The sequence below is a fragment of the Anatilimnocola floriformis genome (assembly GCF_024256385.1).
In the GTDB taxonomy this organism is placed as follows: Bacteria; Planctomycetota; Planctomycetia; order Pirellulales; family Pirellulaceae; genus Anatilimnocola; species Anatilimnocola floriformis.
Window position 1 is genome coordinate 5,328,741 of sequence record NZ_JAMLFW010000001.1, and the last position, 20,661, is coordinate 5,349,401.

A 20,661-nucleotide genomic window follows, 5' to 3' on the forward strand; every position below is an offset into this window, starting at 1 on the left:
GATCTAACGCGGGCGCACAACGCCCTTCAACGTGGCAGGAAACGATCGATGCGGATGAAATCGCTAGTCTTGATTTTCATTGCCCTGGGCTGCGGCCTGGTTGCGTCGATTGGCATTAGCCAGGTGATGAACGGCCAGGCAAAAGCCGGCGCTCAGATCGAGATGGAACCCATCCTGGTCACGCTCACCGACATCGATATCAATGCCGGTTTCAGCGCGAACAACGTCAAGCTCGAGCCGTGGCCGAAGATGAAGATGCCCGAAGGGGCCATTCGCTCGCTGGACGAAGTCAAAGACAAATTCGCTCGCCAACGGTTCATCAAGGGTGAACCGATCCTGGCGGATAAGATCACCGACAGCAAGCACGGCGTGGCGCTGCAAGTGCCGCCGGGCTTCCGCGTCTTCACCGTCAAGGTGGATGAAGAAAGCGTGATGCGTGGCATCGCTCCAGGCGATCGCATCGACATCAGCCTGTATGTGAAACGGAGCGAGGAAATTTCCGAGCCCGGCACTTACACCATCATGCAAGCCGTGCGGGTGTTCTCGGTCGGCGCCAAGATCGACAAAGAAGTTGATCCCAAGGCCGCCGAGTCGCAGTTCCGCACCATCTCGCTGCTGGTCACTCCCGAACAAGTTCGCCACCTGGCCGGCGCCGTGCAGATCGGCAAGCTGAGCTTTACGCTTCGCAATCCGAACGAACCGATCGATGAAGATGCTCCGGGCGTGACCTCGCTGCCGGACATTCTCAAAGGTAATGCGATCGCCTCGGGTGAAGAACAACCTGCACCAACTGCTCCGCAGCCCGCTCCGGCACCGGCCGCTCCTGCTGGTTCGAGCTTGACTGATATCTTCGGCAAGGTGATCGATGGCCTCAAGACCATGAAGCCGCCAGCTGTCGAAGCCCAGCCGAACAGCGGCTATAAGATGCACATCTACACGAACAGTGAAGTCAAACAGTACGAGTGGCAGGACCGTAATGGCATGCCGCAAGAAAGCACTTTGTTCTCGACCGGTTCGGCCGGTCCTAGTTCATCGCCTGCCGCCGCTCCCGCCGCGGGTGCAGGTGTGAACCATCGTCCTGGCTACTTGCAGGAACGACGCGCTGGTTGGATGACAGAAAACGCTCGCTAAACGGCTTAGGCCTGTCATGACGGCAGGACTATGAACGCGAGTACCACGGAACGGACCCCTTTCGCAACAGATTCGCAAGGAAGCACACGGATGGCAAAGTCATGGCTCCGGGCAGTACATGCCCTTATTGCCGGCGCGGTATTGGCCGCGGGTGCGATCCTCGTAGCGCCCCCCTCCCTCCATGCACAAGAACCTCTCGCCGCTCCCGGCGTGAAGTTTAAGGTCCAAGGTGCCGCCGAGCGGCTCGAGATGACGGTGAATACCAGCCGTATTCTCGAGTTCGAATTCGACGTCCCCAAGATGCTGGTGAATAACCCGGACCTGGTCCGCGTGATTCCCATCTCACCGCGCAGCGTGCAGCTGTCGGCCGTTAAGGCTGGCGTGACGCAAGTCAACGTCTGGGACGACAAGGGGAAAGTTACGTCGATCGATCTCGTCATCCTCGGCGACGTGCAAGAACTCGATCTGATTCTTAAGACCGAGTTTCCCGAAGCGAACATCCGCCTCCGTCCGCTCAACAGCAGCCTGTTCGTCACCGGTTTCGTGCCGAAGGCCGAAATGGTGCCGCAGATCACGCGGATCGCGCAGGACTACTTCCCGCAGATCGTGAATAACCTGACCGTCGGCGGCGTGCAAAAAGTGCTGCTGCACGTCAAGGTGATGGAAGTTAGTCGCACCAAGCTCCGCACGCTCGGCTTCGACTGGGCCGAGCTCAACGGCCAATCGTTCATCTCGCAAGGCGTGAGCGGTTTGCTCAACGGCGTGGGCGTGGTGAACGGTGGTCCTTCGACGGTCCGCTTCGGCATCGTCGACGGCAACAACCAGTTCTACGGCTTCCTCGAAGCTCTACGCCAGAACGACCTGGCCAAGCTCGTCGCGGAACCGACCCTGACCACTTTGAACGGCCGGCCGGCGAGCTTCAACGTCGGTGGTGAAGTGCCGATTCTGGTACCGCAAAGCCTGGGTACCGTAACCATTCAATATCGCGAGTTCGGCACGCAAGTCGACTTCGTGCCGATCGTGCTGGGCAACGGCATGGTCCGCCTCGAGGTTCGGCCGCAAATCACCGAGCTCGATAACAGCTTGTCGGTGACGCTCAACGGCACAAGCATCCCTGGCTTCCGCCAACGCCGCGCCGATGTGGGCGTCGAAATGCGGGCCGGTCAAACACTGGCGGTCGCTGGTTTGATTTATCAACGAACCGAATCGCAAAGTCGTGGTGTTCCATGGTTGGCCGATCTGCCGTACTTCGGTGCTCCTTTCCGTCGCAATACGGAACGTCAGAACGAAGTCGAACTCGTGATCATGGTCACGCCTGAATTCGCCGAAGCCATGGAACCCAACGAAGTGCCGGCTTGCGGCCCTGGTCAGCAGACCACCAGCCCGACCGACACCGAGCTGTACTACAAGAGTTACCTGGAAGTTCCTAAGAAGTGCGACAACTGCAATACGACCGGCAACATCGCTCCGTTCTATCGTGACGATCTGGCTCCGGCTGGCACACAAGCTCGCCGCCAAGCCCCAGTTCAACAGCAGCCGCAATATCAACAACAACCGCAGCAGCAGCAGAATTACGCTCCGATTATCCAATCGTCACAACCGGCCTATGGCGGCGGCACGCCAGCCAAGACGGTGGCGACTGGCTCGGGTGTTCGCACTGCTCTGCAAAGCTCGGCTCCGCAATACTCGCAGCCGCAGCAACAACAGCCCGCTGGCAATGGCAACTTCTCGTACTATGCCGGCAGCTCGCAACAATCGACTCAACCTGCCCGTCCGTCACAACAGGCTCGTCCCACACCTCCGGCCCTTATCGGACCGCTCGGTTATGACGAACTGAAGTAATGCGACAGTTGAAATGATCAAGCGACACGCGTGCCGGTTCTAACGGCGCGCGTGTCGACGTAATTCAACACGATGTGAAAATCTCACCGCCGCTGCAGAGCACGCTCTGAGATTTCGACCTATTTACTAACAGGGCCCGGTAGAGGCAGACGAATTACGTCAGCCCCGCCGCGCTGTGCAAGTAGCCTCGAAACCACGGATTAAGGTTGATCCCGCAGAATGAGCAACGTGCTCCGCATCGCGATTGTCGATCCCAGCGATTCTTCGCGCACCGCGCTGAAGAATATGCTGCTGGGCCTCGATATCGTTTGGCTGGAAGCCGAATGCTCGCGGTATGAATTCTTCGCCGACGTGGTCAGCCAGACCAAGCCCGACATCGGCATCGTCTGCATCGACAGCAATCCCGAAAAGGGTCTGAAGCTCGTCGAAACGCTCCGCGACACTTCGTCGGAGTGTGCGATCCTCGTCGTCAGCGCTTCGAATGACGGCCAGGTGATTCTGCGAGCCGTTCGCGCCGGTGCCAAAGAATTTCTCACCGCCCCAGTCGGTGTGGAAGATCTAGTTGGCGCCGTCGATCGCATTAGCGTTCAAAAATTCGGCGGCGGCAGCGGCGGCACTCGTAGCTGCCAGGTCATCGCTGTGGCTGGAGCTACCGGCGGCGTCGGCACGACCTCGGCGGCGGTCAATCTGGCCTGTGTTCTGGCCGCTGAACCGCGCAACCAAGTGGTGCTCGTCGATCTCGACATGGCCCTCGGCGATGCCGATGTGTTCCTCGACGCCATTCCCGATTACACACTCGTCGACGTCGCGCAAAATATTTCGCGGCTCGACTTCTCGCTCCTCAAGCGGTCGCTCACCAAGCACGCTTCAGGGTTGTATCTGCTGCCGCGCCCGGTGCAGCTGCAAGATTCCTCGCACGTAACGCCCGACGATTTGACGCGCGTGCTGGGTCTGCTCAAGGCGACATTCACGCACCTGATCATCGACCTGTCGAAGAGCTATAGCGAACTCGACTTCGTCGCGCTCAAGAGTGCCAAAGATATTCTGCTGATCACGCAGCTCGACCTCCCTTGCCTTCGCAACGTCGTTCGACTGATGATGTCGTTCGGCGAAACGGACGGTTTGAAGGACAAGGTCAAGATCGTCGTCAACCGCGTCGGTCTCGGCAGTGGCGAAATCAGCTTGAAGAAGGCCCAAGAAACCATGGGCCGAGAAATCTTTTGGCAGCTGCCAAACGACTATCGCACGATGGTCGAAGTTCGCAACAACGGCGTGCCGTTGATCGAACAGGCGCCGAAAGCTGCCATCACGCAGGCCTTCATCACCTTGGCTGACGCTCTCAGCAAGAGTGACGAAAAGGCCAAAGAACCCGACGCCGCCGCGGCTGGCGCCGGAGCCAAGAAGGCCGGCAGCTGGCTGGGCTTCCTCAAGGGTAAGTAGTCGTTACGGCGTGAGCCGATACGGTACTTCAAGCAGCAGCGGCGTGCCGCTCGCTCCCCACATCAATTGCAGCGTCGTCGTCTCCGGCTTCGTCAGCGTAGGCGGCACACGAATCGGCGAACCCGCTGATTCCAACGTCCAGCGATAAGCCCCCGCCGGCAACTGCAACGCGGCCCGAGCTTCATTCGTCACGAGTTGAAACGAACCGTCGCCACCCGTCACTGCAAACCCAATTGCCTGCGGCGCGCCCGATTGCATGTCGTAAATCGTGACCTGCATTTCCGCGAGCGTTTGCTCACCTGACCGCAACACTCCCGCCGTGCCGCCCGTCACCGGCTTTGGTCCGCCGCAACCCAGCAAACAAACCGCCAGGAACGCCGCAGCCGCGCTGCCGATGGCGATGCGCGGCGCTGGCAAACCGAGCCATTTGCGAACCGGCGGAATCCGCCGTAGAAGCAACCATTCGAACAGCAGCACGACAATCAGCGACGTGCCGAACAGCGGCAGGTAAATGCCGAGCGCAACGACGATCGCCAACAGACTGAACGAGACGCGCGGACTAAGAATCGCTGGTGGTGCACCGAGCACGCCTTGGTCGCGTCGTCGCCACCACAGGACCACGCCGCTGAAACAAATCAGCAGCAGACCGAGCACCGTCAGCAAGCCGAGCAATTGATTCGGCCAACCGAATAGCGCGCCTTCGTGCGCAGCAATGCCGATCGCCACGGCTCTGTCGATCCAATGCTTTTGCCGAAAGCCATCGCGGCTGACCACCGTTCCTGTGTCAGGATTGATGGCGATATTCTCCCGCCACGGCCGATTGGCCGTCATCGATTTCACGGCCCAGTTTTTCGATTCACCACTCGGCGGCGCAATGGTGATCGGATGCGCGAGCCCCAGCGGTTGCACGACCGGAATGATGCGATCAACGGCCGATAGTTGATCGGCAGTGAGTTGCTTTCCGGGCCCGCGATTCCGCCCTCCTCCGCCGCCGCCATGATCGCCATGTCCACCAGAGTCGCCGCCGGCAGATTTCTTTTTCGCGGTCGTGTCGCTCGAGTTGCTCCAGTCTTGTTGCGCGACGGCGGTGTTCGTCAATCGCCTCGCCGCTTTCAAATAATTTCCCCACGACTTCGCCCAGGGCAAACCGCTGATGAGCAGAAACAGCGTGAAGCCCGACAGCCAGATGCCGGTCACGGCGTGGATATCGCGCCAGAAAATCTTCTTGCCGCTGGTGAGTCGCGGATAAAGCATGCCGGCGAAACCGGCGTTGCGCGGCCACCACAAATACAAGCCTGTGAGGATCATGATGATCGTCCACGATGCGGCGAGCTCGACAATCATCGAACCGCGGTCCCCCATCAGCAGTTCGCCGTGGATCCGAAAGATGGTTCGGCTGAAGCGGTCGTTGTCGGGAAAGGTGCGCAAGACCTCGAGCGTGCTCGGATGCACATAGCAGCGAATCGCGGCTCCTTGTTTGTCGCGAACAATTACCCGCGCGGCACTCTTCGGCGACTGCGGCAATTCGTATTCGCGCAGCGTGCTATTGGGCACAGCAGCGAGCGCGGCTTGGATTTGTTCGGCCGCGGGTTTCGCCTCGCCAGTGATTTGCAGATCGTCGTAGGCACGTTCGTTCCAGGCTTCGATCTGCGGCTTGAAGAGATAAATGCCGCCGGTGATCGAGAGGATGATGACGAACGGAATGCAAAACAGGCTTGCGTAAAAATGCCAGCGCCAAACGGCGCGGTAATCGGGCCAGGTTTTGGGTTTGGTGGGAGTGGGGACGATGTTGGGAGTCATTTGGTTGAAATATTGGGGGCGATCGCGGCGCGGCCCCTCACTCCAGCCCTCTCCCCGGAGTACCGAGGAGAGGGAGTAGGGAGGCGCAGCTGCGCTGCTTACAAATCTTGACTACTGAAGTTGAGAAGCCTCGCCACCATCGCCACTGTGCAAGGCACGGTGAACGAGGGTGTCGATGCCATTGGGAAGGAGGCGAACGCTGCCGTCGCCCATGGCGGCAACCGCGCCGCCGGCGTGATAGCTCCGCGGCGCGAAGAAGCCCGTGAAGTGAGTCACCACATCCGGGATCGGACTATTTGGCGGCGTGTAGCCGTTGGTGAGCGTGCTCATCGCGCCTGAGTGTGCCCACGATGTGCCACGGCCGCGCAGAGCAGCGCTCGCAGCGCCGCGCCAGTTGGTCATCTGCGGCCAGATGCTCGCCAGGTTCGGGTTTTCAATCACACCACTCGAGCCATTCGTCCAACCGCTCCCCGTGCCGGCGAGCCCTTGCGTCGCTTGCAACGCCGAGTTTACACCCGTCGAGCCATTGAGCGTGGCTTGATAGGGCGCCTTCGGCAGTTGGCCTGCCGGTAGTGTGAAATCGGGACCGACGCTGCGGACCGTTTCGCTCATCAGCACCGTGTTCGACGAACCATCGGTGATGTCGCTGAACCGCACGCCGGAGTTTTCAAACACAAAGCCATCGGTCCGCCAGCGCAGATCGTATTTGGCTCCGCTGCCGCTTCCCATGCTCACCATGTAGTTGATGCCGGAGTACTGCGAACCGCCGGCGCCGGTATTCATGATCGGCGCGGGATCGCTCGGGCAGAGGGCCACTTTAATCTGCGTGGCAAACGCCGCCGCAAACAGCGGGTTCGGCACGAGCGCATTAAACGGCCCGGTAAACGCCGGCTGTGAAAAATCGAACTGGGCCTGCAAGTTCGACTGCTCGATGAACGGCAGGATGCGAGCCTGCGGCGAAAAGCCTTGCACGTTGGGCTGATAGTTCTGCGCATTCGTCATCGCGAAGGCGTTGAACGTATCGTGATAATTATGAGCCGCGAGGGCCCATTGTTTGATCTGGTTGGTGCACTGCGCTCGGCGGGCTGCTTCGCGGGCCGCTTGCACGGCAGGAAGCAACAGCGCCACGAGGATGCCGATAATCGCAATCACCACCAGCAACTCGACAAGCGTGAAGGCACGCTGCCGCTGATGCGGGTGAAACATAAAAACTCCGTCGGTGTGACGAGGCCGATTGGCTGGAGCGCAAAGTCGCCGGGACAGCGAAGCGCGCAGGCGCAATCGAAATGGACCTCGGAAATAAAAAGCAGGTACAACTACGCACTCACGCGCAGCTGCCTACACCGGCCGGAGCAACGGCTCTTGAGCGGGAGAAAAATAGATCGGCAGGACTTCGCTGATAGAGACAGTGGTCAGAACTTCCATCGCGAATTCCACCGGCAACGGCGGCGGAGCAACCATGCCCGCTTGGATCCACTCGACCCCCGTGCCACGGCATTTTTGAGCAGCGATGGCCAGGACCCATTGAAGTTGAACTTCGTCGCTCTTCACTTCACTCTTCGCAACGGCTGACGTACAGCAACTGACTTCTTTCTTCGCACTGCAGCAGCTGGGCTTCTTCGTCTGGCAGCAAGTCTTGGCTGGTTGCTCCAGTTTTGCCGCGAAGGTGAATTCGGTTTTCTCTTCAGCCGTGAGCACGGCGACTTGATCGGGATCGATGTTTCGCTTCACGGCCCAAGCGACTCGTTCGCGCTTGCTATGGCAACAACAACTCGTGCGACATTGATCGGCTGTTTGACAGCCGCAGTTGCTGAACTGGCAAGGAAACGGGCGATCGCTGTTCTTGGCGACGACTTTCCAAACGGGATAGCCGAACTGGGCGAGGCCGAGCGACAGGATCATCAGGAGCGAGGTCGTAGCGCGCAGCGTGAACTGCATTCCCGCCGACCAACCGCTGATGATTCGCAAGATACCCATGGCGGCTAATTTACCTCGCCGCCACGGCTGACACAATCATTCGCCTCAAACCGCGACCGCGGCAGCGTAGTGTCGCGTGATCAAATCGTTCTGCACCCACAGCACCTTATTAAATGCGCGGAGCGTGCGAACTTCCGTCGCCCGGTCGAGGCCCAAGCTGCAAACGGTCGCGATCACGGCATCCGCAACAAAACCCATCAGAGCGTTCATCTGCACCAGCGGCACGTCGAGATCCTTCGAGCCGGCGAGCGGTGTGTGCATGCGGCCGACCATGTCGAGGTAGCTCAGCATCTTGGCGTCGTACGGACGCGTGACGAGTGCGGCCAGGTAACGGCCGAGATGCTGCTTACGAAACTGAATCATCTCGTGATCCGCCGTCAGTGTTTCGACCCCCTCGGGCAACGGCCCGCTGTAGCCCGATTGCCGCGGTACGAAGTGGCGCTTGGTGGCGTCGTAGCTGAAGAGCTTTTCGTAAACTGCGTCGACGAGCTGCGGCACGATCGGTCCGAGAACCGCCGCCGAGCCATGCAGCGCGGCAATGTCGTCGGCGCCAAAGCCCATAAATTCCGTGACATAGCCGACGCGATAAGCCAGATCGGTTTCCAAGCGGGTTTCGTCAATGTGTTTCATCGCCCATACTCCTCACAAGACGTTTGCCTGACACCTGCCATAATTGGACATCGCTGTCCACTTAATGTAATCTATCGGCCTATAATTGGATGTCAATGTCTAGTTTGTGGGTTTGCCGAGGAATTTTCCGTGCTTTCTCAAACCGTTGAATACGCGCTGCGGGCGGTTGTCCACTTGGCGAGCGTTGCTCCCGAGGCCCGCACCACCGAGCAGATTGCCACAGCGACGCTCGTGCCGCGGGCGTACTTGTCGAAAGTGCTGCAGAGCCTGGCCAAGGGTGGCGTGGTCCTTTCGACGCGAGGACTGGGCGGCGGCATGTCGCTGGTAAAGAAGCCGGAGGAACTGACGATTTTGGAAGTAGTGAATGCCGTCGAGCCGATTCAGCGGATCCACACTTGTCCGCTGGGACTGACCGCCCATGGCGTGCATCTGTGCCCGTTGCACCGCCGCGTTGATAACGCTCTCGCCACCATGGAAGAAGCCTTTGGCCAGTCGACGTTGGCCGAGATCCTCGCCGAGCCGACGAAGAGTATTCCGCTGTGTCCATTTCCGAATGAAAAAATGAAAACCAAAAAGGCGAAAGCGTAGTTCCGACCGCGGGACGGACAAAACTGAACTTCTCGGGGCGCTGCTCATGGTGATATGTTGCCGGATGCGGTGAGTGATCAATGCTAGCGTGCAAGGAGTCGCACGATGTTTCGTAATGGATGGACAGCCGTCGTTTCCCTGGGGTTCGCCGTTGCGCAAATTGCGGCCCAGCAACCCGTCGAGCCCAACCGCATCCAGCCCGCGGGCTTCACGGCCAAGCCGATCGATAAAACCGCCCCGCCCGAGCCGCCCGCCGTCGATGTGCCCATCCAGCAACTCGGCAAGCAGTTCCGCTTGCTCGGCAAATTGAAGTTGCCGCTGGGCGAAGTTGCTCGGCTGAAAGGCCTCATCGTTCAAACACCTGGCAAGGGCCCGGAAGATGGCTTGAGCGTGCGCGTCTTCCGCATCAACGGCACGGCCACGCAGGAGTTCATTCAGTTCAAGCTCAGCGATTACTACGGCCGCGATGAATTGCCGGTGCAACCCGGCACCATCTACGAGCTCGAGGGTTTCGAAACGGGGGGCTTCATCGGCATGTCGGCCGAAGCAGTACAGATTGGCGGCCCCGTCACGCGCACCACTGCGTATCGCTTCGTGCACGAGTTCAAAGTCATCCACGCTAGAGAAATCACGCTGCAGCCCTTCTCGCCGGTGGATTTTCTCGGACGAGAAATGCTTGTGCAGGGACAAGCGGTTACCGAAGGTGGCTCGGCTTATATCGCCAGCAACAAGTGGAAGGTGCTCATCGACAACGGCACGCCTTGGCCGAAGAACACCGAGGGAAAAACCGTCGAAGCCCGCGGCGTGATCCGCAACATCGGCAAGTCGGCGACCTACCGCCTCGAAAACGGCGGCAAGAACAACAACGCCCACCTCGTCGATCTCGTCGACCAGGCCGGCAGACAGGTGTCGCTCCGCGGCACGATTATCGAGATCAAAGGCGAAGCCTTCTTTCGCTACCGCGGCGTGGTCATCACCGTCGAAGGACTGCGCCAACTCATTAACCAGGCCGGCTTGGCGATCGATCAGGAAGCGCAATTAACCGGCACACTCGAGTCGAAGCAAACACCCCTGCAATTCAACGACGGCACGACCGAGACTCGCACCAACCTGTTGGTGCGAAAGGGAAACCTCAAAGCAACCGATCCGTTACTGGCAATTGAACGAGCTGAGCCGGTTGAGTAGGGTGACAGGAAGGAGAATCGCATGACCTTCGCTGAGCAAGCCAAACAAGTCTACGAAACCAATTGGCGTTCCGAACTGGAAGCCAGTCATCGTAACCGCTTTGTTGCCATCGAGCCGATCTCACGATCCTACTATCTGGGCGATCAATTCATCGACGCAGCCCTCGCCGCAAAGCAAGCCTGGCCCGATCGACAGAATTTTGTCATTCGCATCGGCCGCGACGCGGCGTTTCATTTGGGAGGCGGAGTTGCGAATTAGTTATCGATGCGGAGATTTCCCCTTTTTCTTGCGTTTGGCCTTTGGGTACTCGTCGCTTGGAACGGTACGTAGCCGCGAAGGTCTGAAGTAGTTCAGCTCGTCTTGAATGGCGAGAGCCTTGGCAGCATCTTCTGCGGTCCACTCGGGCTGATCGAAATGCAGGATCGTAAGTTTGCGACTACCATCCTCTAGGTTCGTAATTCCGATACCGACCACCGCGGAAGTCTGTTTAGCAAGGCTTCTTGCCACGAAGCATCGAAGTTCAAGTTCCTCCAAGGTTTTCTTTTCACCTAACGGCATATTTAGAAACACGTAAGACATCCCGCTCGGCGACTGTGCGAACCGAGCTCGAATCTTCCGGGATTTCACATCATCAACGAAGCTTAGGAATGCGTTTCCTAAACAGCGGCGGCAGAATCGATCCTCACGAGCCATTGCCCTCATGGCTAATTCACACTCTCGCATCCCCGGGCCAACCTCAAGGCCACCTACCAGAATGTCTCGTGAAACCAACTCTATAAGTTCGTCCCATGCATAGCTGTCTTTGTTTGCTGCATCTCTACGCTTAAACTCCGGCCTTTTAATGAGTGCATCCCAAAGGTCGTTTGGCACCATCAAAAAGTCAGCCCCCTTCGGAAAGGAACGTCCTTGGTGCAGGTACAAGGCAAGCAGGTTCTCTTCGCCCTCGAAGATTACCGAAGCTCGCTTAGTTAGGCTTTCTTTTTCGACCAAATATTCCACGAAATCGCTGATTGTATCCAACTCCGAGAGCAGGATCCGAAAAGCGAGTTCGTCGAAGACGTGAACATAACCTTTGCCGAAATCACCGACCGAAAAACCCACTTTACCTTCTGCTCCAAATGCGATTGCAATCCGATGCACGCGCCGGGAGCTTGATTTCGGTATCGCGAGGCCGTTTGAGCCGTCTATTCGAACTACACTCTCTGCGCTGTTGAGCCAACGTTCTGCACCATAAAGCTGCTTCACCGAATCGTCGATCGCGCGTTTTGACCAACGCTCGTGCGCAACTTGCTCACCATCCTGCAGCTTGATGTCCTTAACACTGATGATGATGATGTCCGGGTCGCAAACAATTAGTATGTCGCACAGCTCCTTACCACCCTTTCCTCTCGGGGCAGCGTAGCTCCACAGCGAAAGGAATGACTGCTGGCAAGTCCAGTACACTAATTCCTCGGAAGGATTCAGCTCTTGGGTCATTCATTGGCTCCACGACGTAGTGCTGGACTAATTCAAGGACATCGAAGCTTAGCTTTGGTTCTACTTTGCATGGAAAAAACAACCAAATTCCAATTGCTCATGCCTAGGCACTACCTCTTCCCAAACTTCTCCACCGCCCAATTCTTAAACACGCCCTGGGCTTTGCCGCCGTCGCCGACGAAGCCGGCGTGCTGCACCATCCACACCACGGCAATGCCTTGCTTCGGGCGGATCTCCATGTTGGTCGCATGAGCGCCGCCGTGGCCGAAGAAATCGCCGCCGACCGAGAAGCCCAAGCCGTAGCTGTCTTTCACCGTAGTTGGTGTTTGCCGGGTCGAGTGCTCGCGAATGGCATCTTCACTCAGATAGCGTTTGCCGTTCAGTTCGCCGTTGTTGAGCAACATCTGGCAATAGATGCCGACGTCGTTCGCCGTGGAAAACAAACCGCCAGCCGGCATCGGATAGCGATGAGCCCGGTCCGTTAGCGGATAGATCAACTGCCCGACGGGGAACGCCTCAAGATCGGTCTTCTCTTTGTTGGGACGATACGACTTCGCGACCCGGGCTGCTTGTTCTTCGTTGGGCCAAAACGTCGTGTCCTTCATGCCCAGCGGCGTGAAGAGCCGTTCCTGCATGAAGTCTTCGTACTTCTGCTTCGTCACCACTTCGATGATCCGCGCCGCGGTGTTGATGCCCGCGTTGGAATACTGATACTTCGTCCCCGGCTCGGTTTGCAGCGGCGTCATCGCGTAGGTTCGCACCGCCGTGGCCAGCAGCAGACCATCGAGGGTCGGCTCTTCCGCGGCCGACTTAAACGGCAAGCCGCTCATGTGACTGAGCACATCGCGAATCGTCACCGGCCGCGACGGCTTCTTTAGCAGCACGTGCTCGCCATCCTTCTCAGCAACCACCATCTGGCCGCGAAACTCGGGCAGGTATTTCTCGACCGGATCGTCGAGCTTGATCTTCCCCTCATCAACCAGCATCAGCACTCCGGTCGCAGTGATGGGCTTGGTCTGCGAGGCGATCCAAAACATCGAATCGGCAGTGATCGGCTTCTTCTCACCAATGTCCGCAAACCCGACCGACTCGACCGCGAGCACCTTTTCGCGATCGACCACCAGTGCGACTGCGCCGGCCAATTCATGTTTCTCGACAAACGGCGTGAGCAGCCCAGCCACCTTCGCCGGCGCCTCGGCGTGCAGCGAAACTGGGGCAACAAAAGATCCCAGCGAACAACACCAAACGGCGACAATCGGCAACCAGTTGCGAGACATCGAATTTTCTCACAGAGAGGATTTTCCAGGCAGACACTTTGGCCACCATCATGGGAAGTCAAACTGCGACATGCAACATCCACACGCACTTGTCATCTCGCCACCACCTACACCAGGGGTCACAAGGCCACGAGTTCCACAACAGTTGTTACAGCTTGCGAAATCTCCTAACCCTTTCTCGACCCTAATGTTGCAAAAAACAACCGTGTTTTTCTCACAACCTTTTACAACAACTTTCCCCCGTTTTACAACAACCTGCTGACGTATTCACAACCAAGTGCTAACGAATGCAACACCACGAGCCTCCTGTGACTCTGCGCAGCGGCCATCGGCGGCACGATGCGAGAAACCACACCAGCACGAGCAATCACGGAAGGCCGCAGCGATTTTATACAGATGTCCACTTCCGTCAAGTGACAAATCTGCCAGTCCCGTTTGCCAACCAGTCCACCCGCTGCCCAATTAATTCTAGCGGCCGGATTCGGCTCAAGCCTAAAATGCCTAGATGGACAAGCAGCGAACCGCCTACGCGACGTTAACCCTGACCCTGGGTCTGCTTCTGCCTTCACTTGGCTTGGCCCAGGAAAAATTTGAAGGCGAAGAGCTATTTGGGGAATGGGAAGTTGTGCAGATGGTCTTCAAGGGAAAGAGACAAGCCCCAGAGAAGGGGAAGGAGCACATCAAGTTTGAAAGGGGCGGCATATCGCTGTCTTACGGTGGCGCGCGTGCTTACGCACCAATCAAATGCACATTTCGACCCGGCGAGTTTGACATTACAGCAGAGCCATTTGCGAAGTTCGATATCAAGGCGAAGTACGAAATTGAAGGGAACAGACTGCGAGTCATTTGGCGTGAAGAAGGCGAGCGTCCAACTGATTTTGACGCCCTGAAAGACAAGGGACTGACACTGCGGGTGTTGGAGCGCGTCGCCAAGTGAAGCGCGCTCCGCGAGCTAACTTGTCTGATTTTCGCCGGACACTAGACGGACCTAAAAAGAAAGGCACGCGCAATCAATCGATGCCTGACTCCCACGCAGCAGGCCTCACCTTTCGGTCGATTTGCTCCAAGGGCTACTTCCCAAATACAGCAGCTTAGTTCGGTTGGCTTGCTGCATCGGCCAAATCTTCGGCACGCATCACGCTTGGCAGGCGGCAAAGAACTGCGATCAAAAGCGTGCAGCCAGTCGCCACTTCTATCAGAATGGTGGCGTTCATCGCGAACGTGTGCCGGGAAATATCCGCGATGGCGTAGTGATCCAAGCCGCAAAAACCCAGACTTGCAAACAGAGCCAGCGACAGGTAACCCAACGTCGGCAAACGATTGCGGACGAGGATTCCGCCGATTACTCCAAAGCTTGCGACAAACGCCCACGCGACCATAACTCCCAGCGGAGTGAGCCAGCGAGGCATGTTCGGATAGTCGGCCAAGTAGATCGTGTTGTGAACGTGATGCGCAAAACTTGCAGTCCCGTAGAGGAATGCCAGCGCGAACACGTGGTCGATTTTGGGGTGAGACACGCTAGCCATGATTACTCCCGAACGATGGAGCAGAAAGGTGACAACTAGTCGCTGCCCGCCGCCACGAACTCTAGCGGAGCTTTTTCACGCACTCAATGACTCGTGAACTTCAGCCCCACGATCGCCACTAGCAACAGCGCGAGAAAGAACATCCGGGCAGCATTTATGGGTTCGCCCAGGAGGATGATGCCGAGGATGACCGTGCCGGCGGCGCCGATGCCGACCCACACGGCGTAGGCGGTGCCGATGGGAAGGGTGCGGGCCGCGACCGACAGCAAGTACATGCTGACGACGATGCCCGCGATGGTGGCTACGCTGGGCCAGAGTTTGGTGAAGCCCTCGGTGTACTTCAGGCCGATGGCCCAGCCGGTTTCGAGAAGTCCCGCGACAATCAAGATAATCCACGCCATTACGACGCTCCCTTAGTAAGGGCGTCGTCTTTGCATATCCCGGTACGGCGCGTCTCGTCGGGGGCCAACAGGCCACGTTTCAACTGTAGCAGGCAAGCGGCCGCGGTCAATGTCGGCTGGCCGCAATCACTATGGCTTCGAGCTCAACTCAAAATCAAACTTATTCGAGCCAGCCTTCACTTCGGCCGCAAAGCCGCTCTTGGTGTGCTCGCCATATTTCGCAGGAGTGAGCAACTTGGGAACCGGATCGGCGCCTCCTTCGCCAACGGCGGGCACTTCTGTGGCGCTGATCGCAACCTGGTAGGTGCCGACCGTCAAACCGATCGCCGTGCCGGAGTTGAGCCGGTAGTTTCCGCTCGCATCGCTCTTGCCATAAGCGACCGTACCGCCGCTGGCTGAGGTAGGACGAAAGCTGATGTGCGCATTCGGCAGAGGGGCGCCGTCGAGCATGATCTTGCCCGAAACTGTTGCCGGCAATTCGCCGCAGCCAGTGAGGAGCGCGAGCACGAAACAGACGGCGAGGAGTTGTCCGAGTTTCATCAGGGTTGGGCTTCGATGAAATCAGCCGCAAGGCGCTAGCCCACGGCTTGGTTGTTGGTGGCCGGGTGAAGCCGGAGGCTAGCGCCTGGCGGCTGATGACACAATCCAAAAAACGACGAAGACGAACAACTTGCTACGGCACTTGCACAGCTTCGCCACCCGCGCGTGTGGAGAGCGCGCGCCACAAATCATAGTTGATGTTCTGTTGAATGAACCGCACCGACGCATCGCCGAGCGTGAACTGCAAACCGCCCGGATGCAAGCTGCGAAAGGATATGACGTTTGGCCAATCGGTGGGAGTCGGCGGCTTGGGAAAATAGTTCGGCGGGGCGTGGCATACGGCCCAGTCGCCGTTGGCATTGAAGGCGCCGGAATGGACGTTTTGCGTGGGGAGGTCCTCGCCAATCATCAGCGTGTTGGCCGTGCCGTCGGTGATGCTCTTCAGACCCATCGGCTCGAGATAGTCGTTGCGATAGAACAAGCCGTTGCAACCTTTGGTGTTGTGGCAATCGGGATTGGGGCTCGGGTGAATGCTGGTGTTGTTCAGCTTGTGATCGCCCAGCACCCCTTTGTAATTGGTGCCGGTAATTTCGATGCCCGAAAACTGCGGCTGGCCGGTGACGTACTTCGTGGCGTTGGGATCCGTGGGGCACTGAATCGCCTTCAATCGAGTCTTCAGCAACTCGCGACAATCAGGATGGTTGAGTCCACCGCCGGAGCCAAAGTCGCCGTTAAAAAACGGCTCGAACTTTTGATAGAGGGGCATCTGCTCCATCTGCGGTAGGATGCTGGTGATCCAACCCTTGCCGTTGACCGCAGCGAGCGTGGTGCCCCCTTCGCGGCCGTAGCTAATGCTGATCGGCAAGTAATTCCACGTGTCGTGGTAATTATGAACGGCCAGGCCGAGCTGCTTGAGATTGTTCGCACACTGCGTCCGCCGCGCTGCCTCACGCGCGGCCTGCACGGCGGGCAGCAGGAGCGCCACCAATACACCGATGATGGCAATCACAACCAGAAGCTCAACGAGAGTAAACCCGCGCGAGAAGCGTTGTCGTGGCATGGAGGCGCCAATGCGTCGAGAGAGAGGGGGAGGCAAAGCCCGCGTAATCTACTCCTCGCGCCAGTGAAAATCCATCTGGAAATCACGAAAACCCACCGGGAGCGCGACACCTTCAAGAAACAACTCAGGGGATGCGATCTGGCGATTGCATCCCCTGAAGATTGATTTGGTCGATTCCATCGCATCAGGAAATGATGCGACGGCTGCTTAACTAGGGAGCAGCAGGAGCTGGGGCGGCAGGAGCAGCGCCTTCGGCCGGAGCGGCCGGGGCAGCAGGAGCTTCCGGAGCCGGGGTGGCCGGGGCCGGCGGAGCGGCTGGGTCAACAGCAGGCGTGGCGGGAGCGTCAGCGGGCTTGGCTGGTTCAACAGCGGCCGGCTTGTCGCCTTCCTTCGCCTTCGGCGGGGCCGGATCGCCACCACCGCAACCAACGAACGAAACGCCGCAGCCAGCGATCAACAACAGAGCGAACAACTTCTTCATGTCATCTCTTCCTAGATAGAAACCAAAAACAATACACGATTCGCGGGACGATCCCGCGGAAGTTTCGAATTCGGATAACCGGGGTCAGGCCCACAAAACAGCCCGCTGGAAGTACGAGCCAGCATTTGCCGGCCTTATTCCCAGACCTACGAAAATAATTCCCGGAAATTTCACGGGGCGTTTGCGGGACTAGAATCGCCCCGCTACGGCGAATCTAGGTCGCGGCCGGCGGATCCGTGGCCGTGCTGGCACTTTTTTCCCAAGATCCGTCACCAGCGCGGCGAATTTCGGGAATAATCACGACTTGTAACGGTTCTACCTCCTGAGCGAGGCGGTCAATGGCGGATCGGCCCCGGCCGGATAATACGCATTCCACACCCAACCGAGCGGGTTCTCAGCCCGAGGCGGTTGCGTGTTCGTCGAAAGACGCGTCTGCGGATCCAGCCGACCAAAGGCCATTGCCCGCGCTGCCGGACCTGATCCGCGAGTTTGCCGCGCCGTTGTTTCGTTATGCCTTTCGGCTGACGGGGCAAGCCAGCGACGCCGAGGATTTGGTGCAGCAGACCTTTTTGGTTGCTCAGCAGAAGTTGCATCAGGTGCGCGAAGCCGAGCGGGCTTCGGCCTGGCTGTATGCCGTGCTGCGAAGTTGTTTTTTGAAGTCGCGGCGGAAACCGATTCCGCAAACGATGGAAGACAGCTTCCCGCTCGACAGCCTAACCGATCACCGCGGCGGCGAGCCAGTAAGTGATGACAGCGAACCGTGGCTCGACCGCGAGGCGCTGCAATTGGCGCTGGCCGAGTTGCCTGATGAGTTTAAGATTGTCGTGTTGATGTTTTATTTCGAAGAGCTGTCTTACAAGGACATTGCCGAGCAACTCGAAATTCCCATCGGCACTGTGATGAGCCGGTTGTCGCGCGGCAAAGCTCATTTGCGGCGACGGTTGGAAGTAGAGAAGGGGCTAGGGGCTAGGAATTAGGGACTTGGGAAAGACAGAAAAGCTTTGCATTTCCCCAGCCGCCAGATCCTAGCCCCCAGCCCCTGCCTTAGAACTGACATGATTGAAAAGCCTTCACTTCGCGAACTGCTCGACGCCTGCCGCGCCGATCAGCATGATCCGCAGCGACCTGAGCTCGCCGCGGAACTCGCCCCCCTCGCGCGCGAATTGCAGGCCAATGCTGAGTTGCAACAAGCGGCTGAAAAATCAGAGCGGTTCGATCGCAGTGTGCGCGCCGCGCTCGACGATGTTGCCCTGCCGGCTGGGTTGCTGGAACGAATGTTGACCGGCTGTGAAGCAGCGGTCGTCGCGCCTGCCGAACCTCTTGCAGAAGCCACGGCAACCTCGCGCCGCTTTTCGCGTCGCCAGGCAATCGCCCTGTTCGCCGCGGCTGCGAGCTTACTGATTGCGGTAATGGGAGCCTGGCTGTTTGGGGATTGGTGGAACCGGCCTCGACCAGTTTCGAATGACCAACTGGCCCAATCGGCGATGACTTGGCTCGATCAGTCGGGGCCTGCTGCACAGTGGTCAACAGCTGCCGCGCCGGCCAAAGAATTTCCGCTCGACGCCGCGCTGGTCTATCGGCCTGTTCGCTGGCGTTATCTCGACGCTGCCAAGAAGGACGCCGTCGTCTACGAGATGCGGCACGAGTCGCAACGGGCATTGCTCTTTGTCTATAAGTTGAAGCAACCTCATCCTAACGTTGGGAGCTACCCCTACAGTGCTCTTACGGCCTCAGGTGGCGTTTCGCTTGGAGCCTGGCAGCGCGGCGGCATGGTGTATGTGCTGGCGGTCGTTGGTGGCAACGGGCGACGCCCCGTCGATACCTTTGTTCGCCGGCCGAAATTCACGTAGTTCCGCCGCTGCGGCAGCCTGCTATCACGGCTTTTCGCCGCACTCTTTTCCTAGGCCGTAAAGTTTGACACGACTTTAACGGCTGTGCGCGTTGTATTGGTTTTTTCGCGCAGGACAGGCCGAATTCGAGAAGGAAGCCCGACGCGTAAGCGAGGAAATAGCGGGCGTTAAGTACATCAAAAGATGCTCCCGCAGCAAGGATGTCTGCCATGAAGAAGGTCGTCGTCAGCGTTTGTTTGCTCACGCTCATTTGCGTTTCCGCCGCGCACGGGCAGGATCCGATTCCGTTCGTCGCCCAGGCAATTCCGAGCCCCAGCGACGCGCCTTCCACGCCGCCGTCGATTCCCGGCGTGTCGCCCTCGCAGATGACGCCGCAGATGTATCTCTATCTGCACGAACAAAAACGGCAAGACGACCCGCAGCAGGCCGTTCGCCGCAAAGCCGAACTGAAGACGGCGCAGCGCAATCAGCGACTCGCGGCCCAGAAGTGGTTCGGCGTTTCGAACTCTCGGCCGATGGCTTCGGCTCAGCCCTTCATGGATTTGTACTCGCCCCGCTGGACCGGCAACGGCTACAACTCCTTCGACTGGCAAGGCGCTCAGAACGGCGTGGCTCCGATCGTGGTGGTTGATCCCACGATTCGCCGCTAATTTAGCTGTGAAAACCTATCGCAACTTTTGGCCGCGATAGGTGAATTCCCAGTTGCCCAGCGCCGCGAGCTCTGCCGCGGCGAGCAACTGGTTGATAATCGCTGTGACTCTCTCTGAGCTGAAGTCGCGGTGATTGCGGATCTCGATTTTTCCGGGCGAAACCATGCCGGCCAGCGCGGTGCCGGCCGATTCATCGGCGTAGGAAAGGCCCGGCATTTTCTGGTCTCGATGCTGTTCATGGACCGGAAAGAAAATGGCGCCGTTGTGGTTGAAAACCACTTTCGCCGTGAAGTTTCCATCGGCGATCTGATTTGCCAGAAATTCGACCCCAATGAGTTTCATGGCCTTCTAAACCTGCCATGGCGGCGGATGTAACGAATCGCGTCAGCGATCGTGCGGATCTGGTCCGCATCTTCATCAGAAATCGTCAGCTCAAATTCTTCTTCAAGCTGCATCGCTAGCTCCACGGTCTCGATCGAATCGAAGCCCAGATCGGCAGCCCATTCCAGATCAGGACTGATCGCCGGCAGTCCGAGCTTGTTCCCGAACCAGCCCAGCAGATTCCCACAACTCGGGCAGCAGGCATCTCCTTGCAGCGACGGCTCGATGGCGGTGCGCTCGCCGCAAATCGGGCAATGCAGCGGCGAGCCTTCTGGAGTGCGAGAAGAGATCACGGTGAGGCGGGGCTGGGAACTGGGGAAAACTGCATTCTATCGTCGGTGTGGAATGACGGTCTGCATCCCCTAGATCCTAGCTCCCGGATCTCAGCTCTTTCTCAATCAGACCATCTTTCCTGTTCGACGCAGA

General features: G+C 58.4%; 23 protein-coding genes and 1 riboswitch. Of the genes, 10 read left to right on the plus strand and 13 right to left on the minus strand.

Annotated elements, in window-relative coordinates; genetic code table 11:
- The first annotated feature begins 54 nt into the window (after positions 1-54).
- The 3 genes from cpaB to M9Q49_RS20975 all read left to right on the plus strand — a co-directional run bounded on the left by cpaB (position 55) and on the right by M9Q49_RS20975 (position 4,413).
- The gene (gene cpaB, locus M9Q49_RS20965; RefSeq protein ID WP_254510788.1) at positions 55-1,131 is read left to right on the plus strand and encodes a Flp pilus assembly protein CpaB; all 1,077 of its coding nucleotides are present in this window, start codon (positions 55-57) and stop codon (positions 1,129-1,131) included.
- Between the two features lie 90 nt (positions 1,132-1,221).
- Positions 1,222-2,973 carry a type II and III secretion system protein family protein gene (locus M9Q49_RS20970; RefSeq protein ID WP_254510789.1) on the plus strand — a complete coding sequence of 584 codons (1,752 nt, stop codon included), beginning with the start codon at positions 1,222-1,224 and terminating at the stop codon, positions 2,971-2,973.
- Between the two features lie 219 nt (positions 2,974-3,192).
- Complete coding sequence (locus M9Q49_RS20975; protein WP_254510790.1) at positions 3,193-4,413, plus strand: response regulator; 1,221 nt, start codon at positions 3,193-3,195, stop codon at positions 4,411-4,413.
- A gap of 3 nt (positions 4,414-4,416) precedes the next feature.
- On the opposite strand, the gene M9Q49_RS20980 is transcribed toward M9Q49_RS20975, so the two are convergent.
- From M9Q49_RS20980 to M9Q49_RS20995, 4 genes are all read right to left on the minus strand, one after another.
- Complete coding sequence (locus M9Q49_RS20980; RefSeq protein ID WP_254510791.1) at positions 4,417-6,213, minus strand: PepSY-associated TM helix domain-containing protein; 1,797 nt, start codon at positions 6,211-6,213, stop codon at positions 4,417-4,419.
- A gap of 111 nt (positions 6,214-6,324) precedes the next feature.
- On the minus strand, positions 6,325-7,419 hold the full coding sequence (locus M9Q49_RS20985) for a DUF1559 domain-containing protein (protein WP_254510792.1): 1,095 nt from the start codon (positions 7,417-7,419) through the stop codon (positions 6,325-6,327).
- Between the two features lie 132 nt (positions 7,420-7,551).
- Positions 7,552-8,190: a hypothetical protein gene (locus M9Q49_RS20990; RefSeq protein ID WP_254510793.1), complete on the minus strand. Its 639-nt coding sequence runs from the start codon at positions 8,188-8,190 to the stop codon at positions 7,552-7,554.
- 45 nt (positions 8,191-8,235) lie between these two features.
- Positions 8,236-8,820, minus strand: coding sequence for a protoglobin family protein (locus M9Q49_RS20995; RefSeq protein ID WP_254510794.1), 585 nt, complete (start codon positions 8,818-8,820; stop codon positions 8,236-8,238).
- A gap of 129 nt (positions 8,821-8,949) precedes the next feature.
- Between M9Q49_RS20995 and M9Q49_RS21000 the strand changes: the two genes are divergently transcribed.
- From M9Q49_RS21000 to M9Q49_RS21010, 3 genes are all read left to right on the plus strand, one after another.
- The gene (locus M9Q49_RS21000; RefSeq protein WP_254510795.1) at positions 8,950-9,408 is read left to right on the plus strand and encodes an RrF2 family transcriptional regulator; all 459 of its coding nucleotides are present in this window, start codon (positions 8,950-8,952) and stop codon (positions 9,406-9,408) included.
- A 105-nt stretch (positions 9,409-9,513) separates the two neighbouring features.
- The gene (locus M9Q49_RS21005) at positions 9,514-10,593 is read left to right on the plus strand and encodes a hypothetical protein (protein ID WP_254510796.1); all 1,080 of its coding nucleotides are present in this window, start codon (positions 9,514-9,516) and stop codon (positions 10,591-10,593) included.
- A 21-nt stretch (positions 10,594-10,614) separates the two neighbouring features.
- Entirely contained in the window at positions 10,615-10,851 is a 237-nt protein-coding gene (locus tag M9Q49_RS21010) for a hypothetical protein (RefSeq protein ID WP_254510797.1), read from the plus strand.
- On the opposite strand, the gene M9Q49_RS21015 is transcribed toward M9Q49_RS21010, so the two are convergent.
- Positions 10,852-12,069, minus strand: a complete 1,218-nt coding sequence (locus M9Q49_RS21015) for a hypothetical protein (RefSeq protein WP_254510798.1) — start codon at positions 12,067-12,069, stop codon at positions 10,852-10,854.
- A gap of 110 nt (positions 12,070-12,179) precedes the next feature.
- Positions 12,180-13,346 (minus strand): serine hydrolase domain-containing protein, encoded by a 1,167-nt coding sequence (locus M9Q49_RS21020; RefSeq protein WP_254510799.1) that lies wholly within the window; start codon positions 13,344-13,346, stop codon positions 12,180-12,182.
- Between the two features lie 505 nt (positions 13,347-13,851).
- Here M9Q49_RS21020 and M9Q49_RS21025 point away from each other — a divergent pair.
- Positions 13,852-14,283 (plus strand): hypothetical protein, encoded by a 432-nt coding sequence (locus M9Q49_RS21025; RefSeq protein ID WP_254510800.1) that lies wholly within the window; start codon positions 13,852-13,854, stop codon positions 14,281-14,283.
- A gap of 154 nt (positions 14,284-14,437) precedes the next feature.
- Here M9Q49_RS21025 and M9Q49_RS21030 read toward each other — a convergent pair whose 3' ends face one another.
- The 5 genes from M9Q49_RS21030 to M9Q49_RS21050 form a co-directional block, all read right to left on the minus strand.
- Complete coding sequence (locus tag M9Q49_RS21030) at positions 14,438-14,872, minus strand: hypothetical protein (RefSeq protein ID WP_254510801.1); 435 nt, start codon at positions 14,870-14,872, stop codon at positions 14,438-14,440.
- 83 nt (positions 14,873-14,955) lie between these two features.
- Positions 14,956-15,273 (minus strand): quaternary ammonium compound efflux SMR transporter SugE, encoded by a 318-nt coding sequence (sugE, locus tag M9Q49_RS21035; RefSeq protein ID WP_254510802.1) that lies wholly within the window; start codon positions 15,271-15,273, stop codon positions 14,956-14,958.
- A gap of 18 nt (positions 15,274-15,291) precedes the next feature.
- A riboswitch (guanidine-III (ykkC-III) riboswitch) is annotated at positions 15,292-15,352 on the minus strand.
- Positions 15,353-15,402: 50 nt separating this feature from the next.
- Positions 15,403-15,813 (minus strand): carboxypeptidase-like regulatory domain-containing protein, encoded by a 411-nt coding sequence (locus tag M9Q49_RS21040; protein ID WP_254510803.1) that lies wholly within the window; start codon positions 15,811-15,813, stop codon positions 15,403-15,405.
- 133 nt (positions 15,814-15,946) lie between these two features.
- The gene (locus M9Q49_RS21045; RefSeq protein ID WP_254510804.1) at positions 15,947-16,873 is read right to left on the minus strand and encodes a DUF1559 domain-containing protein; all 927 of its coding nucleotides are present in this window, start codon (positions 16,871-16,873) and stop codon (positions 15,947-15,949) included.
- Positions 16,874-17,084: 211 nt separating this feature from the next.
- Positions 17,085-17,354, minus strand: coding sequence for a hypothetical protein (locus tag M9Q49_RS21050; protein WP_254510805.1), 270 nt, complete (start codon positions 17,352-17,354; stop codon positions 17,085-17,087).
- A gap of 338 nt (positions 17,355-17,692) precedes the next feature.
- Here M9Q49_RS21050 and M9Q49_RS21055 point away from each other — a divergent pair, with 338 nt between their 5' ends.
- The 3 genes from M9Q49_RS21055 to M9Q49_RS21065 all read left to right on the plus strand — a co-directional run bounded on the left by M9Q49_RS21055 (position 17,693) and on the right by M9Q49_RS21065 (position 19,854).
- Positions 17,693-18,331, plus strand: coding sequence for an RNA polymerase sigma factor (locus M9Q49_RS21055; RefSeq protein ID WP_254510806.1), 639 nt, complete (start codon positions 17,693-17,695; stop codon positions 18,329-18,331).
- A 78-nt stretch (positions 18,332-18,409) separates the two neighbouring features.
- A complete protein-coding gene (locus tag M9Q49_RS21060; protein WP_254510807.1) occupies positions 18,410-19,204 on the plus strand; it encodes a hypothetical protein in 795 nt (264 codons plus the stop codon).
- 209 nt (positions 19,205-19,413) lie between these two features.
- Positions 19,414-19,854: a hypothetical protein gene (locus M9Q49_RS21065; RefSeq protein ID WP_254510808.1), complete on the plus strand. Its 441-nt coding sequence runs from the start codon at positions 19,414-19,416 to the stop codon at positions 19,852-19,854.
- A gap of 15 nt (positions 19,855-19,869) precedes the next feature.
- Here the strand turns inward: M9Q49_RS21065 and M9Q49_RS21070 are convergent, their stop codons facing one another.
- A complete protein-coding gene (locus tag M9Q49_RS21070) occupies positions 19,870-20,196 on the minus strand; it encodes a hypothetical protein (protein WP_254510809.1) in 327 nt (108 codons plus the stop codon).
- Positions 20,193-20,528 (minus strand): phosphopantetheine-binding protein, encoded by a 336-nt coding sequence (locus M9Q49_RS35800; RefSeq protein WP_315861187.1) that lies wholly within the window; start codon positions 20,526-20,528, stop codon positions 20,193-20,195. The genes M9Q49_RS21070 and M9Q49_RS35800 overlap by 4 nt, the downstream gene beginning before the upstream one ends.
- Positions 20,529-20,661: the final 133 nt, after the last annotated feature.

Bases quoted from the DNA above. Each gene is read 5' to 3' on its own strand.
- M9Q49_RS21020 (WP_254510799.1), bottom strand. From the start codon at position 13,346: ATGTCTCGCAACTGGTTGCCGATTGTCGCCGTTTGGTGTTGTTCGCTG.
- M9Q49_RS20975 (WP_254510790.1), top strand. From the start codon at position 3,193: ATGAGCAACGTGCTCCGCATCGCGATTGTCGATCCCAGCGATTCTTCG.
- sugE (WP_254510802.1), bottom strand. From the start codon at position 15,273: ATGGCGTGGATTATCTTGATTGTCGCGGGACTTCTCGAAACCGGCTGG.
- cpaB (WP_254510788.1), top strand. From the start codon at position 55: ATGAAATCGCTAGTCTTGATTTTCATTGCCCTGGGCTGCGGCCTGGTT.
- M9Q49_RS21050 (WP_254510805.1), bottom strand. From the start codon at position 17,354: ATGAAGAAGTTGTTCGCTCTGTTGTTGATCGCTGGCTGCGGCGTTTCG.
- M9Q49_RS20985 (WP_254510792.1), bottom strand. From the start codon at position 7,419: ATGTTTCACCCGCATCAGCGGCAGCGTGCCTTCACGCTTGTCGAGTTG.
- M9Q49_RS21040 (WP_254510803.1), bottom strand. From the start codon at position 15,813: ATGAAACTCGGACAACTCCTCGCCGTCTGTTTCGTGCTCGCGCTCCTC.
- M9Q49_RS21065 (WP_254510808.1), top strand. From the start codon at position 19,414: ATGAAGAAGGTCGTCGTCAGCGTTTGTTTGCTCACGCTCATTTGCGTT.
- M9Q49_RS21070 (WP_254510809.1), bottom strand. From the start codon at position 20,196: ATGAAACTCATTGGGGTCGAATTTCTGGCAAATCAGATCGCCGATGGA.
- M9Q49_RS21025 (WP_254510800.1), top strand. From the start codon at position 13,852: ATGGACAAGCAGCGAACCGCCTACGCGACGTTAACCCTGACCCTGGGT.
- M9Q49_RS20995 (WP_254510794.1), bottom strand. From the start codon at position 8,820: ATGAAACACATTGACGAAACCCGCTTGGAAACCGATCTGGCTTATCGC.
- M9Q49_RS21045 (WP_254510804.1), bottom strand. From the start codon at position 16,873: ATGCCACGACAACGCTTCTCGCGCGGGTTTACTCTCGTTGAGCTTCTG.
- M9Q49_RS20970 (WP_254510789.1), top strand. From the start codon at position 1,222: ATGGCAAAGTCATGGCTCCGGGCAGTACATGCCCTTATTGCCGGCGCG.
- M9Q49_RS21010 (WP_254510797.1), top strand. From the start codon at position 10,615: ATGACCTTCGCTGAGCAAGCCAAACAAGTCTACGAAACCAATTGGCGT.
- M9Q49_RS21015 (WP_254510798.1), bottom strand. From the start codon at position 12,069: ATGACCCAAGAGCTGAATCCTTCCGAGGAATTAGTGTACTGGACTTGC.
- M9Q49_RS20990 (WP_254510793.1), bottom strand. From the start codon at position 8,190: ATGGGTATCTTGCGAATCATCAGCGGTTGGTCGGCGGGAATGCAGTTC.
- M9Q49_RS21005 (WP_254510796.1), top strand. From the start codon at position 9,514: ATGTTTCGTAATGGATGGACAGCCGTCGTTTCCCTGGGGTTCGCCGTT.
- M9Q49_RS21060 (WP_254510807.1), top strand. From the start codon at position 18,410: ATGATTGAAAAGCCTTCACTTCGCGAACTGCTCGACGCCTGCCGCGCC.
- M9Q49_RS21055 (WP_254510806.1), top strand. From the start codon at position 17,693: ATGGCGGATCGGCCCCGGCCGGATAATACGCATTCCACACCCAACCGA.
- M9Q49_RS21030 (WP_254510801.1), bottom strand. From the start codon at position 14,872: ATGGCTAGCGTGTCTCACCCCAAAATCGACCACGTGTTCGCGCTGGCA.
- M9Q49_RS20980 (WP_254510791.1), bottom strand. From the start codon at position 6,213: ATGACTCCCAACATCGTCCCCACTCCCACCAAACCCAAAACCTGGCCC.